Genomic DNA, 16,501 nt, shown 5'->3' on the forward strand with positions numbered 1-16,501 from the left:
GCCGCTCCGTATGGAGCGGCTTTTTACGCTTTACCCCGCGCATCATTTTTTCACATAATGACTTACATTTTCTAATCATAAAATCCATTAACAAATTCTATAAAACTCACCAATACAGCATTAATACGTAATTTATGAATTAGTTTTTCTTATTCAAATGAGCTCACCTTAGAAAAACTCAATCGTGACATGGCGCACAAATCGCTACCCTCCTGTCATTCTTGTTGGGAGCGAACATGTTACTGCACATCCTTTACCTTATCGGCATCACCGCAGAGGCGATGACCGGAGCCCTGGCCGCCGGGCGCCGCCGCATGGATACCTTTGGGGTCATCATCATTGCCACCGCCACCGCACTGGGCGGGGGTTCCGTCCGTGACATGCTGCTTGGCCACTATCCCTTAGGCTGGGTGCAACACCCTGAATACATCATCACCGTAGCCATTGCCGCAGTACTGACCACCATTGTGGCTCCGGTCATGCCGCATTTGCGCCGCCTGTTTTTGGTTCTCGATGCCGTGGGTCTGATTGTCTTTTCAATCATTGGCGCGCAAATCGCGCTGGATATGGGAGAAGGACCCATTATCGCCGTCATCGCCGCCGTCATCACCGGCGTATTTGGCGGGGTACTACGCGATATGTTCTGTAAGCGCATTCCGCTCGTCTTCCAGAAAGAGCTTTATGCCGGTATCTCGTTTGCGGCCGCCGTGCTGTACGTGGCGCTTTCACAGTACGTCAGCAATCATGACGTGGTGGTGATCTCCACGCTGCTCTTCGGCTTTACCGCAAGGATGCTGGCGCTCAGGCTCAAGCTTGGCCTTCCGGTATTCCACTACCGGCACGAAACGCACTAGTTAAACCCCGCAACCCCAAGCTTTCTCAGCTTTTCGACAAGCGAACTCACCACGGGGTCATGAAGAAACGTTACCAGGCTACGCGCTTTCTCCGGGCCGATGCCCGGCAACGTTTGCCAGCGTTGCTCATTGCGAGCAAGTAGCTGTCGCCAGGTACTATCGTCAAGCGCCTTTAAGGCCGCGTTCGGCAGCGGCACACCTATTGCTTTGATCCAGCGGCGAAAGGGCTGCCGACGCGTCATATCAAAACGGTGCCATACCTGCTGCGCTCGCTCTGCCGTCATGCCAGGTGTGGACTGAAGCTGAGTTAGCGTGAGCCCAAGCCAGGAGAAGATGTGCTCAAACGAATGCGCCGTCGCAAGCCGCTGCCACCCAACCTCTCCAACGCCTTCAATATCGAGCACCGCGGGCGATCCGAGCCAGGCAAGGCGCGCTAAGAACTGCTCCCGGCACGCAACCGTACGATAAAAACAGGTGAGTGAGTTAAAGTCAGCCGCAGGTGGCTCGGGTTTTGTTCGTTCGAGAGCACGCCAGACCACGCTTTCCAGTCGCGGAATGCCTTGCCCGGCAAGACTAATCAGCAGCTGATCGCCTGCGGTAATATCCAGGCTCTGCCAGCGCGCCACCGAACCTATATTGACCCGCTGTACCCGCTTATCGTCGAGCATGATGGGCTGCAATTCGGCCACCACTGCAATCTTTCCGGTACGGCCTATCGCAAAGTGAATACCGCTGACCTCTGCCACCTGCGACACCGGCTGATACTTCCAGGCGACAACCCAATCTCCCTGCGTTGGCAACCATCGGCTTCCTTCAGGTTCTTTTCCCATTCGAACCACCACACCATCCGTTGCAAAGGGTAGCGGCGCGTTAAACCATCGCGAGCGCCATTCTGCTACCTCCCGGGCACTCGTTACTGAATGGCTATAGCGCGCGGCGAGTTCGAATCCGGACGCGGCAAGAAGGTTCAGCCGCTCACGCATTGAGGCCGGGCCATCGGGCCATGCCCAGATAAACAACGACAGCGCGGAAAGCGACTGGCTATTACTCTGACGCATCAGCATTCCCGCCACCTTTGAGCGCGCGTTCATTCCCCCCATTTTTTTCTGTACATGTCCTTCCGCACGTAAAAATATCTCGCCTTGCAGAACGCTGTTTGCCAGCGCTCCGCTGACATTTTTTGGGATAGCGGGAATGTGCCGGGCTTTTTCCGTCCAGTCTTCTCCACTTAGCCCATCCCCCCGGCTGATAGCTTGCTTTAGATGTCCATTCTGATAGACCAGGGTAACCGCAACGCCATCCACTTTCGGCTGCACCCACATCCCTTCCCGGCCCTTCATCCATTCATCCATCGACCTGGCATCCGCCAACTTACGCACGCCCGTATGTGCCACCGGATGCTTCACCGTCTTGCCGAGCGGCGACAGGCTGGTTTGCGCCACGGTGGTCATGCCAAAGCAGCGCTGCCACTGGGTAAGACGCGCAGAGAGTTGGTCATATACGCCGTCGCTAACCTCACTCTCCCCCTGCTGCCAGTAAACTTTATTCCACCCACTAATCTGGGCTTCGAGCTGCGCTATCTCCTGCTCCGCTCTGGTGGGTGACCAGGCAGGACAGGCCGCCTCTACCTGCAACGTGAACAGCAAGCCCACGCCAATCATCCATGCTTTCATGTTCTTCCCCTCGCCAACGAATAGCCCCTTTGTAGCGCAGCGCTTTTCACCCTGCGATAAGGGATTCTGCATTTATCGAGCCGGATTCCGGGAAAACGTGTTTGTTGCAGCAACACAAGGAGAAATCAGGAAAACGGTACGCAAAATGAAAGAAACTGGCGCAAAAAGTGTGACAAAGGCTACGTCGCGTGGCAGCGCCGTGTATAATAGGCTCGTATGTAAGTTCTCTTTCGATAATCACATACAAAAGACACTCATGGCTCAAGGCACGCTCTATATTGTTTCCGCCCCTAGCGGCGCGGGTAAATCCAGCCTGATTCAGGCTTTATTGAAAACCCAACCGTTGTACGACTCCCAGGTATCTGTTTCACATACCACGCGCGCGCCGCGTCCGGGTGAAGTGCACGGCGAACACTATTTCTTTGTGAATCACGACGATTTCAGAACGATGATTGGCGAAGGGGCATTCCTGGAACACGCGGAAGTCTTTGGCAACTATTACGGCACCTCGCGTCAGGCAATTGAGCAGGTACTGGCGACCGGCGTTGATGTCTTCCTCGATATCGACTGGCAGGGCGCTCAGCAAATCCGTAAAAGCATGCCGGGTGCGCGCAGCATCTTTATTCTGCCGCCATCCAAAATTGAACTGGATCGTCGCCTGCGCGGCCGCGGACAGGACAGCGAAGAGGTGATCGCAAAACGTATGGCTCAGGCAGTTGCAGAAATGAGTCATTACGCGGAATATGATTACCTTATCGTCAATGATGATTTTGATACCGCGCTGGGTGATTTTAAAACCATCCTCCGGGCAGAACGTCTGCGTATGAGCCGCCAAAAGCAGCGACATGACGCTTTAATCAGCAAATTATTGGCAGACTGAACCCACTTTCAGTATCATGCCCAGTCCATCACTATCTGTGGAGCATTAAAGTATGGCACGCGTAACTGTTCAGGACGCTGTAGAGAAAATTGGTAACCGTTTTGACCTGGTACTGGTCGCCGCGCGTCGCGCTCGTCAGATGCAGGTAGGCGGAAAGGATCCGCTGGTTCCAGAAGAAAACGATAAAACCACCGTTATCGCACTGCGCGAAATCGAAGAAGGTCTGATCAACAACCAGATCCTCGACGTGCGTGAGCGCCAGGAACAGCAAGAGCAGGAAGCCGCTGAATTACAAGCTGTTACCGCTATTGCTGAAGGTCGTCGTTAATTACATAGCGGGTCGCCCTTGTATCTGTTTGAGAGCCTGAATCAGCTGATTCAAAATTACCTGCCGGAAGACCAGATTAAGCGTCTTCGGCAGGCCTATCTCGTTGCACGTGACGCTCACGAGGGGCAAACACGTTCAAGCGGTGAACCCTATATCACGCACCCGGTAGCGGTGGCCTGTATTCTGGCCGAGATGAAACTCGACTATGAAACGTTGATGGCTGCTCTGCTGCATGACGTGATTGAAGATACCCCTGCCACCTACCAGGACATGGAGCAACTCTTTGGTAAAAGCGTTGCTGAACTGGTAGAGGGGGTCTCTAAACTTGATAAGCTCAAGTTCCGCGATAAGAAAGAAGCCCAGGCTGAAAACTTTCGCAAAATGATTATGGCGATGGTGCAGGATATCCGCGTCATCCTCATCAAGCTTGCCGACCGCACCCACAATATGCGTACGCTGGGCTCATTACGCCCGGACAAGCGTCGCCGCATCGCCCGTGAAACCCTCGAAATTTACAGCCCGCTGGCCCACCGTTTAGGTATCCACCACATCAAGACCGAGCTCGAAGAGCTGGGCTTTGAAGCGCTGTATCCAAACCGTTATCGCGTGATTAAAGAAGTGGTGAAAGCCGCGCGCGGTAACCGTAAAGAGATGATTCAGAAGATCCTTTCTGAAATCGAAGGGCGTTTGCAGGAAGCGGGAATTCCGTGTCGCGTTAGCGGTCGCGAGAAACATCTTTACTCTATCTACTGCAAAATGGTGCTGAAAGAGCAGCGTTTTCACTCGATCATGGACATCTACGCCTTCCGCGTTATCGTCCACGATCTGGATACCTGCTACCGCGTACTGGGCCAGATGCACAGCCTGTACAAACCGCGTCCGGGTCGCGTAAAAGATTACATCGCGATTCCAAAGGCCAACGGATATCAGTCCCTGCACACCTCAATGATTGGGCCACACGGTGTCCCGGTCGAAGTCCAGATCCGTACTGAAGACATGGATCAAATGGCAGAGATGGGTGTTGCCGCGCACTGGGCATACAAAGAGCACGGTGGCGAAAGCAGTACTACCGCACAAATCCGCGCCCAGCGCTGGATGCAAAGCCTGCTGGAACTGCAGCAGAGCGCCGGTAGCTCGTTTGAATTTATCGAGAGCGTTAAATCCGATCTCTTCCCGGATGAGATTTACGTTTTCACCCCGGAAGGCCGCATTGTCGAACTGCCCGCTGGCGCTACGCCGGTGGACTTCGCCTACGCCGTGCATACCGACATCGGTCATGCCTGCGTGGGCGCGCGCGTCGACCGCCAGCCTTACCCACTGTCGCAACCGCTCTCAAGCGGTCAGACGGTAGAGATCATTACCGCGCCGGGCGCACGCCCGAACGCCGCATGGCTCAATTTTGTCGTCAGCTCAAAAGCGCGCGCCAAAATCCGTCAGATGCTGAAAAACCTCAAGCGCGACGACTCCGTCAGCCTGGGCCGCCGTCTGCTGAACCACGCGCTGGGCGGCAGCCGCAAACTTGCGGAAATTCCTGCGGACCATGTTCAGCGCGAACTTGACCGTATGCGTCTTGCCACCCTTGACGACCTGCTGGCCGAAATTGGCCTGGGCAACGCCATGAGCGTGGTAGTGGCGAAAAACCTCCAGCAGGGTGAAGCTATCCCGTCTGCACCGGGTGCCTCCGGGCATACCCATCTGCCGATTAAAGGCGCCGACGGCGTGCTGATCACCTTCGCGAAATGCTGTCGACCGATCCCTGGCGACCCGATCATCGCCCACGTCAGCCCGGGTAAAGGGCTGGTTATTCACCATGAATCCTGCCGCAACATTCGTGGCTATCAGAAAGAACCTGAGAAATTCATGGCGGTTGAGTGGGACAAAGAGACGGCGCAGGAATTTATCACCGAGATTAAGGTCGATATGTTCAACCATCAGGGGGCACTGGCCAACCTGACGGCAGCCATCAATACCGCGGCGTCCAATATTCAAAGCCTGAATACGGAAGAAAAAGACGGCCGCGTTTATAGCGCCTTTATCCGCCTGACCGCTCGCGACCGTGTGCACCTGGCGAATATCATGCGCAAAATCCGCGTGATGCCGGACGTCATTAAAGTCACCCGTAACCGAAACTAGCGTTATGAATTCACAGCGTTATGCGCGTATTCGTGAGATGCTCGCCAGGCGTCAGCCTGACCTGACGGTCTGCATGGAAGAGGTCCACAAACCTCATAATGTCTCGGCGATCGTTCGCACCGCCGACGCGGTAGGCGTACACGAAGTTCATGCGGTCTGGCCCAGCACCCGAATGCGCCCTATGGCATCCGCGGCGGGCAGTAACAGCTGGGTTCAGGTAATAACCCATCCCACCATTGGCGATGCGGTCGGCCATTTAAAGGGCCAGGGCATGCAAATCCTGGCCACTAACCTGTCAGACACATCCGTCGATTTCCGTGAAATCGACTACACCCGCCCAACCTGTATTCTGATGGGGCAGGAAAAAACCGGCATCACCCAGGAAGCGTTAGCCCTCGCAGACCAGGACATCATCATCCCGATGATCGGCATGGTGCAGTCGCTCAACGTTTCCGTCGCCTCTGCGTTGATTCTCTACGAAGCCCAGCGTCAGCGTCAAAACGCCGGTATGTACCAACGCGAAAACAGCATGCTGCCGGTCGAAGAGCAGCAGCGTCTGCTGTTTGAAGGCGGCTACCCGGTGCTGGCACACGTCGCCAAACGCAAAGGCCTTCCTTATCCCCACGTCAATGAGCAGGGCGAAATTGAAGCCGATGCCACGTGGTGGTCCACTATGCAGGCTACGGAGTAACCGCCATGCAAAGCCGTCTGCTGGATGCCGTTCCGCTCAACACATTGACCGGCGTAGGCGCCGCGCAGAGCAATCGGCTGGCGAAAATTGGTCTGCACACGGTGCAGGATTTGCTCCTGCACCTGCCGTTACGCTACGAAGACCGCACCCAACTTTATCCTATCGGTGAACTGCTTCCCGGCATCTACGTGACCGTAGAAGGCGAAGTTCTGAACTGTAATATCACCTTCGGCGGCCGCCGGATGATGACCTGCCAGATTAGCGATGGCACTGGCATCCTGACCATGCGCTTTTTCAACTTCAACGCGGCGATGAAAAATAGCCTCGCCACCGGGCGACGCGTGTTGGCCTATGGTGAAGCAAAGCGCGGCAAGTACGGCGCGGAGATGATCCACCCGGAATACCGCGTGCAGGGCGACCTCAGTACGCCGGATTTGCAGGAGACCTTAACGCCGGTCTATCCCACTACCGAAGGCATCAAGCAGGCGACGCTGCGCAAACTCACCGACCAGGCGCTGGATCTACTCGACACCTGCGCCATCAGCGAGCTGCTGCCACCGGAACTGGCACAGGGGATGATGAGCCTGCCGGAAGCGCTGCGCACGCTGCATCGCCCACCGCCGACGCTACAGCTCGCCGATTTAGAGACCGGTAAACACCCCGCACAACAGCGTTTAATTCTCGAAGAGCTGCTGGCGCATAACCTCAGCATGCTGGCGCTGCGTGCGGGCGCGCAGCGTTTTCACGCTCAGCCTCTCAGCGAGAACCGTGAGCTGAAAGAGAAGTTTCTGGCCAATTTGCCGTTTAAGCCTACCGGCGCACAGGCGCGGGTGACGGCCGAAATCGAACATGATCTGGCGTTGGATATACCGATGATGCGTCTGGTGCAGGGCGACGTTGGTTCCGGTAAAACGCTGGTTGCCGCGCTAGCAGCACTACGCGCTATCGCGCACGGTAAACAGGTGGCGCTAATGGCGCCGACCGAACTGCTCGCCGAACAGCACGCCAACAACTTCCGCAGCTGGTTTGAACCGCTCGGCATTGAAGTCGGCTGGTTAGCGGGCAAGCAAAAAGGCAAAGCCCGTCAGGCGCAGCAGGAGGCTATTGCCAGCGGTCAGGTGCAGATGATTGTCGGCACCCACGCCATCTTCCAGGAGCAGGTGCAGTTTAACGGGCTGGCGCTGGTCATCATCGACGAACAGCACCGTTTTGGCGTCCATCAACGCCTGGCGCTGTGGGAGAAAGGCCAGCAGCAGGGCTTCCACCCACATCAGTTGATCATGACCGCCACCCCGATTCCGCGCACCCTGGCGATGACCGCCTATGCCGATCTGGATACCTCGGTGATTGACGAACTGCCGCCGGGCCGCACCCCGGTGACCACGGTAGCGATACCTGATACCCGACGTCACGACATTATCGACCGCGTGCGCAACGCCTGCACCACCGAGGGCCGCCAGGCTTATTGGGTCTGTACGCTGATTGAAGAGTCTGACCTGCTGGAGGCTCAGGCGGCGGAAGCCACCTGCGAAGAGCTGAAGCTGGCGCTGCCGGAGCTGAATATCGGCCTCGTCCACGGGCGCATGAAGCCCGCCGAGAAGCAGGCCGTTATGCAAGCGTTCAAACAGGGCGAGCTACATCTGCTGATTGCCACCACGGTCATTGAAGTGGGCGTCGACGTTCCAAACGCCAGCCTGATGATTATTGAAAACCCGGAGCGTCTGGGGCTGGCACAGCTGCACCAGCTAAGAGGCCGCGTGGGCCGTGGCGCGGTGGCATCGCACTGCGTGCTGCTCTACAAATCGCCGCTGTCGAAAACCGCACAAATGCGCCTGCAGGTGCTGCGCGACAGCAATGACGGCTTCGTGATTGCCCAGAAAGACCTCGAGATCCGTGGCCCCGGTGAACTGCTGGGTACCCGCCAGACCGGCAACGCCGAATTTAAAGTCGCCGACTTAATGCGCGATCAGGCAATGATCCCCGAAGTTCAGCGCCTGGCACGCCATATTCACGACCGTTACCCACAGCAGGCTAATGCCCTGATTGAACGCTGGATGCCGGAAACCGAACGTTATTCCAACGCGTAGCGATACCCGCAGCCCCGCAGGGGCTGTGCTAAACTTCGCACAATTTTACTTTCCTGGACGAGTTTGTAATGAGACGAGAACTGGCTATCGAATTTTCGCGCGTCACCGAAGCGGCGGCGCTGGCAGGCTACAAATGGCTGGGTCGTGGCGATAAGAACACCGCCGACGGCGCAGCGGTCAACGCCATGCGTATTATGCTCAACAAGGTCAACATTGACGGCACCATCGTCATTGGCGAAGGCGAAATCGATGAAGCGCCAATGCTCTACATTGGCGAGTCCGTTGGTACCGGGAATGGTGATGCGGTGGATATCGCCGTTGACCCCATCGAAGGCACCCGCATGACGGCGATGGGCCAGGCAAACGCGCTGGCGGTGCTGGCGGTGGGCGATAAAGGCTGCTTCCTCAACGCGCCTGATATGTACATGGAAAAACTGATTGTCGGCCCAGGCGCAAAAGGCACTATCGATCTCAACAAACCGCTGGAAGAGAACCTGCGCAACGTCGCCCGCGCGCTGGATAAACCGCTCTCAGAACTTACCGTTACCATTCTTGCCAAGCCGCGCCACGACGACGTTATCGTTGAGTTGCAAAAACTGGGCGTACGCGTCTTTGCCATTCCTGATGGCGACGTCGCGGCGTCCATCCTGACCTGTATGCCGGATAGCGAAGTCGACGTCATGTACGGCATCGGCGGCGCACCGGAAGGCGTGGTCTCTGCCGCCGTCATTCGCGCACTGGATGGCGATATGCACGGCCGCCTGCTGGCGCGTCACCACGTCAAAGGCGACAGCGAAGAGAACCGCCGCATCGGTGAAAACGAGCTGGAGCGCTGTAAGGCGATGGGCATTGAAGCAGGTGTCGTACTGACGCTTGACGACATGGCGCGCAGCGACAACGTTATCTTCTCCGCCACCGGCATCACCAAAGGCGACCTGCTGGACGGCATTACTCGCAAAGGGAATATCGCCACCACCGAGACGCTGCTGATCCGCGGGAAATCACGGACTATTCGCCGCATTCAGTCGATTCACTACCTCGATCGCAAAGACACTGAAATTCAGCGTCACATTCTCTAAATCATTTGATCAATAGAGCTTTCCGGCCCTTTCGGGCTGGAAATCTGCTCTCGTCGCGGTGATGATAAAACTAACGATATTGAGGGGAGAAAAGCCATGGCTGACTGGGTTACAGGCAAAGTTGTTAACGTGCAGAACTGGACGAATGCGCTGTTTAGCCTCACCGTCCACGCACCGGTTCAACCGTTCACCGCCGGGCAGTTTGCCAAGCTTGGGCTGGATATCGACGGCGAGCGTGTTCAGCGCGCCTACTCGTACGTTAACGCCCCGCACAACCCCGATCTCGAGTTCTATCTGGTGACCGTTCCTGACGGCAAACTAAGCCCCCGCTTAGCGGCGCTGAAGCCCGGCGATGAAGTGCTGGTCGTCAGCGAAGCGGCTGGCTTCTTTGTGCTCGACGAAATTCCCGACTGCGAAACCCTGTGGATGCTGGCAACCGGCACCGCCATTGGCCCGTACCTGTCGATTCTGGAAGAAGGCAAAGATCTGGATCGCTTTAAAAATATGGTGCTGGTGCACGCCGCGCGCTACGCCGCCGATTTAAGCTATCTGCCGCAAATGCGGGCGCTGGAAGCGCGTTACGCTGGTAAGCTGCGTATTCAGACGGTGGTCAGCCGGGAAACCGCACCGGGCATGCTAACAGGGCGCGTACCGGCGCTTATTGAAAGCGGCGCGCTGGAAGCGGCGGTCGGCCTGCCGATAAACGCCGAAACCAGCCACGTCATGTTATGCGGTAACCCACAGATGGTGCGCGATACCCAACAGTTGCTGAAAGAGACCCGACAGATGACCAAACACCTGCGTCGTCGGCCGGGCCACATGACCGCTGAACACTACTGGTGATCGGCGCGGTACTTCACGTCCTGCGTCTCTTTGCCGTATTTATTTTCGCCCTGGGTGCCAACAAACGCGACCAGGTCGATAAGCATCATCACAATGATCAGCGTCGGGATAAAGCGTCCTACGCCCCACTGCCACATGCCGGGCAGCATTGACCAGTTGCCTGCCAGCAGCATCCACGCCAGTATCATCAGCAGCGCCCAGATACCGGACTTGCCCCGGTCATGTAAGCGTTTAATCGTCACCGCCGCCGTTGGCCACAGCAGACAGACCAGCATAAATGCCGCCGTTTGCAGGTCAACCAGCCCGCCGCCCGCAAGGCTGAACAGCGCCACCATCGTCACCGCCCAGATGGCGATCCAGATCCAGAAGTCACGGCGGCCAATACGGCCTTTACCGGAAAATAACCATTGCTGTAGAGTCATGTACCCTTTCCTTTGTCGTTGTGCCGCGTAGTTTACCCTGAAGCGGCCACATTTTGACAAGCGAGGCGGTTCCCGTTTTAATCGTCATCTGAAAAGAGGAGGACGATAAGCATGAGAAAGTGGATAACGCTGTGTCTAATAGGGCTTGTGGCCCTGGGCGCCGGTCAGTCCGTGCTGTCGGCGCAATCGCCTGAGGCCGTTGCGCCGTATCTGCTGTCTGGCGCGCCGGTCTTTGACCTCTCCATCAGCCAGTTCCGGGAAAAATTCAATACCGATAACCCGACGCTGCCGCTCGATGAGTTCCGCGCCATCGCGTCCAGCCGCGATCAGCTCAATATTACCCGAGCCGCCAGCAAGATTAACGAAAACCTCTACGCCTCGACGGCGCTGGAGCGCGGTACGCTGAAAATTAAATCTATCCAAATAACCTGGCTGCCGATTCAGGGGCCAGAACAGAAGGCTGCGAAAAATAAAGCGCAGGAATATATGAGCGCCCTGATGCGCGCCGTGATCCCGACGCTCACCAAACCGCAAAGCCTGCAAAAGCTGCAAAAATTGTTGGCGCTGGGTAAAGGCAAACACTACTTCGCCAGCACCGAAGGCGCCGTGCGCTATGTTGTCGCAGATAACGGTGAAAAAGGGCTGACCTTCGCCGTTGAACCGATTAAGCTGGCGTTATCTGAGAATCTTGAAGGGGAGAATAAATGATAAAAAGCAAAGCCTTCATGACATTCAATCTCTATACTGTTTCACAGACCATGCTGCCCTGACGGGCGGCCATATTCCTTAATTCGCTGATAAGCGTGGAGAATCGAAATGCGACATCCTTTAGTGATGGGTAACTGGAAACTGAACGGCAGCCGCCACATGGTAAACGAGCTGATTGCTAATCTGCGTACCGAACTGGCTGGCGTTGCTGGTTGTGGCGTTGCTATCGCGCCACCAGAAATGTACATCGATCTGGCTAAACACGCCGCTGCGGGCAGCCACATCCACCTGGGCGCGCAGAACGTAGACCTGAACCTGTCCGGCGCATTCACCGGCGAAACTTCCGCTGAAATGCTGAAAGATGTTGGCGCAACCTACATCATCATCGGCCACTCCGAGCGTCGTACTTACCACAAAGAATCTGACGAGCTGATCGCTAAGAAATTCGCGATTCTGAAAGAACAGGGCCTGATCCCCGTTCTGTGCATCGGTGAAACCGAAGCAGAAAACGAAGCGGGCAAAACTGAAGAAGTTTGTGCACGTCAGATCGACGCCGTTCTGAAAACTCAGGGCGCAGCAGCCTTCGAAGACGCGGTTATCGCTTACGAGCCAGTATGGGCGATCGGTACCGGCAAATCTGCAACCCCAGCGCAGGCTCAGGCTGTTCACAAATTCATCCGTGACCACATTGCTAAAGCTGACGCGAAAATCGCTGAACAGGTTATCATCCAGTACGGCGGTTCCGTAAACGCAGGCAACGCAGCAGAGCTGTTCACTCAGCCTGACATCGACGGCGCGCTGGTTGGCGGTGCATCCCTGAAAGCTGACGCTTTCGCGGTGATCGTTAAAGCGGCAGAAGCGGCGAAAAAAGCGTAAGACATTTACGCGGAACGACCCCGTAGCCCGGCCAAGCGTAGCGCCGCCGGGAAGAACCGGCCATTTGGCCGGTTTTTTTATAATTTCCCCAGCACCTGATACCACGCATAATCCAGCGGCAACAGCAGCAAATAGCTCACCGCCGCCAGCGCCAGACACAGCAGCATCCCCGCCCGCGCCGGCACCTTCCCTAACGCCATCGCCACCACGATCGGCGAGGCCTGATACGGCAGCAGCGGCGTGGAGTAACCCAGAACCTGAATCATAATCACGCTGAGCAGCGGGAAACCGGTGGCATCGGAGAAGCTCTGAGCAAAAGTCGTATACAGCGCTGGCACACCGTTGGCGGTCATAATGAAGTTCAGCGCGCTGGTAATACCGGTTAGGGCCAGGAAGCTGGTAAACGGCGCGTCCTCACTGAGCGGCATAACATGCAGCAGCGCATTACCCACCACCGCGCCAATCCCGGTTTGGGTCACGGTGATTGCCAGCCCCAGAATCCCCGCCACGTAAACGCAGGCGCGAATGTTCACCCCGCTGGCAAATTCATCACCGTTGATAAATCCCACGCGCGGCAGCAGCGTGATGACCGCAGCCACCAGCCCCGTCCAGGCAGGCCCAATGCCGTGCCAGCTCTCGCTTATCCATAGCGTTAAGACCACCGCTAATAGCCACGCCAGGCGCTTTTCATCCCCGCTCATTGGCGGCAGCGGCTCCAGGTCGCGCGGCGGGTGCGGTTTTCCAGGAAACAGCCAGCAGATAAGTCCCACCAGCGCGGCCCCCTTGAGCCAGCCCAGCACCGGCGTGTGCAGCAGCAGATACGGCACGTAGTTGAGGTGGATACCGTAGGCCCCTTCCGCCGCCCCGCTCATCACCAGATTGGGCACGTTGGCGGGCAGAATGGTCGCAGAAAGCTGGAAGGTACCAAAGCCCACGGCCAGCGCCAGCCCGTACCACGCACGAGTGCCGTCTTCGATACCGGCACGCTTGGCCATTGCCGCCACAATCGGCATCAGCAGCGCAATACGCCCCATATTCGACGGCATCACAAACGCCAGCGCGTAGCTCAACAGCACCACGCTGCCGACCATCAGCAGCCAGGAGTCGGTGAGCCTTGAGGAGAGCGCCCGCGCGGCGCGATCGGCCAGCCCGGTTTTGCGAATGGCAATGCCGAGCACAAATCCGCTAAACACCAGCCAGAAGGCCGACGAGGCAAAGCCACCGAAGATAACGTCCGGCGGCGCGATTTTCGCGGTCATCGCCGCGGCGAAAAACAGCAGCGCAGTAATAAACTCCGGCAGCAGCGAGGTCGCCCACAGCAGGATAGTCACGCCAACGATGATAGAGGGAAGGAACAGAGGGTGGGACAACCAGAGCGACATACCTGTCTCCTGTCGTTTTTTTCAGCAAGCATACGACGACAGGGTAGACAGGTAAACGCCAGATTAGGTGGGGTTATTGCAGGATTGCGCAGCGATGATCCTGAATTTCCTCGGCAGAAGCGCGGTTCAGGGTCAGCAGATTACGCTCGGTCGCCAACAGCAACAGCGAGTCATCACTTTGCTTCACCAGCGCCAGCGCAAAGCGCCCCATATGATCGCGCGCTTCCGGGACCTCTTCCGCCAGCATCAGGAACGGACTGCGCTGCGCCAGCTCGTTTTCGGTGACGCGACGCGCCAGATATTCATGCCCCATCAGCCCGCCCGGCAGCGGTAGCCAGCGGCTGCTAATGGCGGCGATATCGCCGTCCAGTTGCTCGCGAACGTCTTTGCGCAGGCAGGAAATATGGATGTGGAAATGGTTTTGCGTCCGCCCGGTACGGGAGTTGATGGTCAAGGAGATCGCGCTATCCGGTACTTCCGAACCCCGTTTGTCGCTCATGATCATACGACGCTGCCACGCCTGCCAGAAGAAGTTTGGCGTTTGCGGGTTGAGCAGCAGTGGGCTTTCGGTGCCGTTAATCCGGTAGGTTGGCATCAGCAGATACTGCAGCGGGCCGTTGCGGTCTTTAAAGAGCACATAGCCGCCCTTAGGGTTCACATCGGCACAGGGTGCCGGGGTGCGATGATTGAGCTGATTAGGTACACACTGGTCTAGCACAATATGGCGCAGCGCGTCCGGGTTGCCGGAATGCAGCCAATACCAGCCGCCCGCCCCCGCAGCAATCACCAACACCAGCAGCGCTGCCAGCAGGTATTTTATCCGTGTCATTTTATCTCCCCAAATCAAACCAGAGGGGAAGAGTAACGTAGTTTGATGACCAAAAGAAAACACCCGGTAAAATCACCGGGTGTTAGAGGGAGATTAACGCTTACTAATCTGGTCGAAGGTACCACCGTTAGAGAAGTGGTCTTTCTGCGCTTTGGTCCAGCCGCCGAACTCATCATCAATGGTGAAGAGCTTCAGTTTCGGGAACTCGCTTTCATACTTCTTCGCCACCGCCGGGTCACGTGGACGATAGTAGTTCTTCGCCGCGATCTCCTGGCCTTCCGGCGAGTAGAGGTACTTCAGGTAAGCTTCTGCCACCGCCGTCGTGCCTTTTTTCTCAGCGACTTTGTCGACCACGGAAACGGTCGGCTCGGCGAGGATAGATTCGCTTGGGGTAACGATTTCAAACTTGTCTTTGCCCAGTTCATTCGTCGCCAGCAGCGCTTCGTTTTCCCAGGCAATCAGCACGTCGCCGATGCCGCGTTCTACGAAGGTGTTAGTCGAACCGCGAGCACCGGAGTCCAGCACTTCCACGTTCTTATACAGCGCCTTCACGAAGTCTTGCGCTTTGGCCTGATCGTTGTTGTTGTGATGCAGGGCGTAGCCCCAGGCGGCCAGGTAGTTCCAGCGAGCGCCGCCGGAGCTTTTCGGGTTCGGGGTGATAACGGAAACGCCCGGTTTAATCAGGTCGTTCCAGTCATGAATCTGTTTCGGGTTGCCTTTACGCACCAGGAACACGATGGTGGAGGTGTACGGCGCGGAGTTATCCGGCAGACGTTTGATCCAGTTTTTGTCGATGCGGCCACGTTCAGCAATGGCGTCAACGTCATAGGCCAGCGCCAGCGTTACCACGTCGGCATCAATGCCGTTAATCACGGAAGTCGCCTGCTTGCCGGAGCCGCCGTGCGACTGGCGAATCACCACGTTATCACCGGTCTCTTTTTTCCAGTGCGCGCTGAACGCCTTGTTATATTGTTCGTACAGTTCACGCGTCGGATCGTACGACACGTTGAGTAATTGGATGTCCTTAGCCAGTACGCTGGTAGTAGCCAGCAAAAGAGTTAACCCTACGCCCCACTTATTCATCGCCCGCTCTCTTATCTGTTGTGTTGTAATGAGGCTAGCCTGCCAGAAATCGAACCAATGATTAAAGAATAAAAAAAGATTGATTATGCAGTTTTGAAATATAAGCGGGCACGCGAAATGCGCGTATGTTCGAAATCACTCAGCGGGGAAAATTCGCGGGGGTGAAGCATCCCCAGGCCGTTAAAAAACCGCCCGGGGAGGAGTGGAATTAGACTTCTTCCATGCGGCCGAGCAGCGCCTGCAGACGATCCTGCCAGCCGCTCTGCTGTTCTTTCAGCTGGTTGTTTTCACGCTCCAGCTCTTCACGGCTCTGGTGTGCAGACTGTACATCCTGCGCCAGGGTGTTGTTTTTTTCTTTCAGCTCTTCGATTTCCATCTGCAACAGCGTGATGGTATCAATCGCCTGCTGAACTTTCGCTTCCAGTTTCTCAAACACTTCTAATGACATCGTCATAACCTCTCCTGATCTTGCAAGGCGTTGATATCGTCCCGGAACCCCGGCGACGCCTTAACGTAAATAAGCGCACGGCTTGCAGTCGATTGTATGGAGCGCCGTCGCGACTGTCCAGCGCCAGAGCCTGTAGATTGCGGTTGTCCGCAATTTTCGGCCTGGTCCTGGAGCGTTAGCGCACT

The 16,501-nt window shown here is 56.6% G+C and carries 16 protein-coding genes; 10 read left to right on the forward strand and 6 right to left on the reverse strand.

The window, feature by feature from the left end:
- Positions 1-236: 236 nt before the first annotated feature.
- Positions 237-854 (forward strand): trimeric intracellular cation channel family protein, encoded by a 618-nt coding sequence (locus tag FHC49_RS20175; RefSeq protein ID WP_185667494.1) that lies wholly within the window; start codon positions 237-239, stop codon positions 852-854.
- On the opposite strand, the gene ligB is transcribed toward FHC49_RS20175, so the two are convergent.
- Entirely contained in the window at positions 851-2,527 is a 1,677-nt protein-coding gene (gene ligB / locus FHC49_RS20180; RefSeq protein ID WP_255581423.1) for an NAD-dependent DNA ligase LigB, read from the reverse strand. The genes FHC49_RS20175 and ligB overlap by 4 nt on opposite strands.
- A gap of 256 nt (positions 2,528-2,783) precedes the next feature.
- Between ligB and gmk the strand changes: the two genes are divergently transcribed.
- The 7 genes from gmk (at position 2,784) to fpr (ending at position 10,568) form a co-directional block, all read left to right on the forward strand.
- A complete protein-coding gene (gene gmk, locus FHC49_RS20185; RefSeq protein WP_035895845.1) occupies positions 2,784-3,407 on the forward strand; it encodes a guanylate kinase in 624 nt (207 codons plus the stop codon).
- Positions 3,408-3,459: 52 nt separating this feature from the next.
- The gene (gene rpoZ / locus FHC49_RS20190) at positions 3,460-3,735 is read left to right on the forward strand and encodes a DNA-directed RNA polymerase subunit omega (protein ID WP_000135058.1); all 276 of its coding nucleotides are present in this window, start codon (positions 3,460-3,462) and stop codon (positions 3,733-3,735) included.
- Positions 3,736-3,753: 18 nt separating this feature from the next.
- Positions 3,754-5,868, forward strand: coding sequence for a bifunctional GTP diphosphokinase/guanosine-3',5'-bis pyrophosphate 3'-pyrophosphohydrolase (spoT, locus tag FHC49_RS20195; RefSeq protein WP_185667495.1), 2,115 nt, complete (start codon positions 3,754-3,756; stop codon positions 5,866-5,868).
- Positions 5,869-5,872: 4 nt separating this feature from the next.
- The gene (gene trmH / locus FHC49_RS20200; RefSeq protein WP_220440713.1) at positions 5,873-6,559 is read left to right on the forward strand and encodes a tRNA (guanosine(18)-2'-O)-methyltransferase TrmH; all 687 of its coding nucleotides are present in this window, start codon (positions 5,873-5,875) and stop codon (positions 6,557-6,559) included.
- 5 nt (positions 6,560-6,564) lie between these two features.
- Positions 6,565-8,646 carry an ATP-dependent DNA helicase RecG gene (gene recG, locus FHC49_RS20205; protein ID WP_220440714.1) on the forward strand — a complete coding sequence of 694 codons (2,082 nt, stop codon included), beginning with the start codon at positions 6,565-6,567 and terminating at the stop codon, positions 8,644-8,646.
- A gap of 68 nt (positions 8,647-8,714) precedes the next feature.
- Positions 8,715-9,725, forward strand: coding sequence for a class II fructose-bisphosphatase (gene glpX, locus FHC49_RS20210; RefSeq protein ID WP_185667498.1), 1,011 nt, complete (start codon positions 8,715-8,717; stop codon positions 9,723-9,725).
- 96 nt (positions 9,726-9,821) lie between these two features.
- Positions 9,822-10,568 (forward strand): ferredoxin--NADP(+) reductase, encoded by a 747-nt coding sequence (gene fpr, locus FHC49_RS20215; RefSeq protein WP_220440715.1) that lies wholly within the window; start codon positions 9,822-9,824, stop codon positions 10,566-10,568.
- Here the strand turns inward: fpr and FHC49_RS20220 are convergent.
- The gene (locus tag FHC49_RS20220; protein ID WP_220440716.1) at positions 10,559-10,990 is read right to left on the reverse strand and encodes a DUF805 domain-containing protein; all 432 of its coding nucleotides are present in this window, start codon (positions 10,988-10,990) and stop codon (positions 10,559-10,561) included. The two genes, fpr and FHC49_RS20220, sit on opposite strands and share 10 nt — an antisense overlap.
- A gap of 111 nt (positions 10,991-11,101) precedes the next feature.
- Here FHC49_RS20220 and FHC49_RS20225 point away from each other — a divergent pair, with 111 nt between their 5' ends.
- Both FHC49_RS20225 and tpiA read left to right on the forward strand, forming a co-directional pair.
- On the forward strand, positions 11,102-11,698 hold the full coding sequence (locus FHC49_RS20225; protein ID WP_220440717.1) for a DUF1454 family protein: 597 nt from the start codon (positions 11,102-11,104) through the stop codon (positions 11,696-11,698).
- Positions 11,699-11,806: 108 nt separating this feature from the next.
- Positions 11,807-12,574 carry a triose-phosphate isomerase gene (gene tpiA / locus FHC49_RS20230; protein ID WP_220440718.1) on the forward strand — a complete coding sequence of 256 codons (768 nt, stop codon included), beginning with the start codon at positions 11,807-11,809 and terminating at the stop codon, positions 12,572-12,574.
- Positions 12,575-12,651: 77 nt separating this feature from the next.
- On the opposite strand, the gene FHC49_RS20235 is transcribed toward tpiA, so the two are convergent.
- From FHC49_RS20235 to zapB, 4 genes are all read right to left on the reverse strand, one after another.
- Positions 12,652-13,956: an SLC13 family permease gene (locus FHC49_RS20235; protein WP_220440719.1), complete on the reverse strand. Its 1,305-nt coding sequence runs from the start codon at positions 13,954-13,956 to the stop codon at positions 12,652-12,654.
- Between the two features lie 73 nt (positions 13,957-14,029).
- A complete protein-coding gene (locus tag FHC49_RS20240; protein WP_185667503.1) occupies positions 14,030-14,785 on the reverse strand; it encodes a CDP-diacylglycerol diphosphatase in 756 nt (251 codons plus the stop codon).
- A 93-nt stretch (positions 14,786-14,878) separates the two neighbouring features.
- Entirely contained in the window at positions 14,879-15,868 is a 990-nt protein-coding gene (sbp, locus tag FHC49_RS20245) for a sulfate/thiosulfate ABC transporter substrate-binding protein Sbp (RefSeq protein ID WP_220440720.1), read from the reverse strand.
- A gap of 208 nt (positions 15,869-16,076) precedes the next feature.
- Positions 16,077-16,322, reverse strand: coding sequence for a septal ring assembly protein ZapB (zapB, locus tag FHC49_RS20250; protein WP_115073675.1), 246 nt, complete (start codon positions 16,320-16,322; stop codon positions 16,077-16,079).
- Positions 16,323-16,501 lie beyond the last annotated feature (179 nt).

The organism is Kluyvera sp. EC_51 (assembly GCF_019584505.1).
Lineage (GTDB): Bacteria > Pseudomonadota > Gammaproteobacteria > Enterobacterales > Enterobacteriaceae > Kluyvera > Kluyvera sichuanensis.

What these genes read in the sequence shown, in the direction of transcription:
- FHC49_RS20175 (WP_185667494.1), top strand. Translation starts at nt 237, where the DNA reads ATGTTACTGCACATCCTTTACCTTATCGGCATCACCGCAGAGGCGATG.
- ligB (WP_255581423.1), bottom strand. Translation starts at nt 2,527, where the DNA reads ATGAAAGCATGGATGATTGGCGTGGGCTTGCTGTTCACGTTGCAGGTA.
- gmk (WP_035895845.1), top strand. Translation starts at nt 2,784, where the DNA reads ATGGCTCAAGGCACGCTCTATATTGTTTCCGCCCCTAGCGGCGCGGGT.
- rpoZ (WP_000135058.1), top strand. Translation starts at nt 3,460, where the DNA reads ATGGCACGCGTAACTGTTCAGGACGCTGTAGAGAAAATTGGTAACCGT.
- trmH (WP_220440713.1), top strand. Translation starts at nt 5,873, where the DNA reads ATGAATTCACAGCGTTATGCGCGTATTCGTGAGATGCTCGCCAGGCGT.
- recG (WP_220440714.1), top strand. Translation starts at nt 6,565, where the DNA reads ATGCAAAGCCGTCTGCTGGATGCCGTTCCGCTCAACACATTGACCGGC.
- glpX (WP_185667498.1), top strand. Translation starts at nt 8,715, where the DNA reads ATGAGACGAGAACTGGCTATCGAATTTTCGCGCGTCACCGAAGCGGCG.
- fpr (WP_220440715.1), top strand. Translation starts at nt 9,822, where the DNA reads ATGGCTGACTGGGTTACAGGCAAAGTTGTTAACGTGCAGAACTGGACG.
- FHC49_RS20220 (WP_220440716.1), bottom strand. Translation starts at nt 10,990, where the DNA reads ATGACTCTACAGCAATGGTTATTTTCCGGTAAAGGCCGTATTGGCCGC.
- FHC49_RS20225 (WP_220440717.1), top strand. Translation starts at nt 11,102, where the DNA reads ATGAGAAAGTGGATAACGCTGTGTCTAATAGGGCTTGTGGCCCTGGGC.
- tpiA (WP_220440718.1), top strand. Translation starts at nt 11,807, where the DNA reads ATGCGACATCCTTTAGTGATGGGTAACTGGAAACTGAACGGCAGCCGC.
- FHC49_RS20235 (WP_220440719.1), bottom strand. Translation starts at nt 13,956, where the DNA reads ATGTCGCTCTGGTTGTCCCACCCTCTGTTCCTTCCCTCTATCATCGTT.
- FHC49_RS20240 (WP_185667503.1), bottom strand. Translation starts at nt 14,785, where the DNA reads ATGACACGGATAAAATACCTGCTGGCAGCGCTGCTGGTGTTGGTGATT.
- sbp (WP_220440720.1), bottom strand. Translation starts at nt 15,868, where the DNA reads ATGAATAAGTGGGGCGTAGGGTTAACTCTTTTGCTGGCTACTACCAGC.
- zapB (WP_115073675.1), bottom strand. Translation starts at nt 16,322, where the DNA reads ATGACGATGTCATTAGAAGTGTTTGAGAAACTGGAAGCGAAAGTTCAG.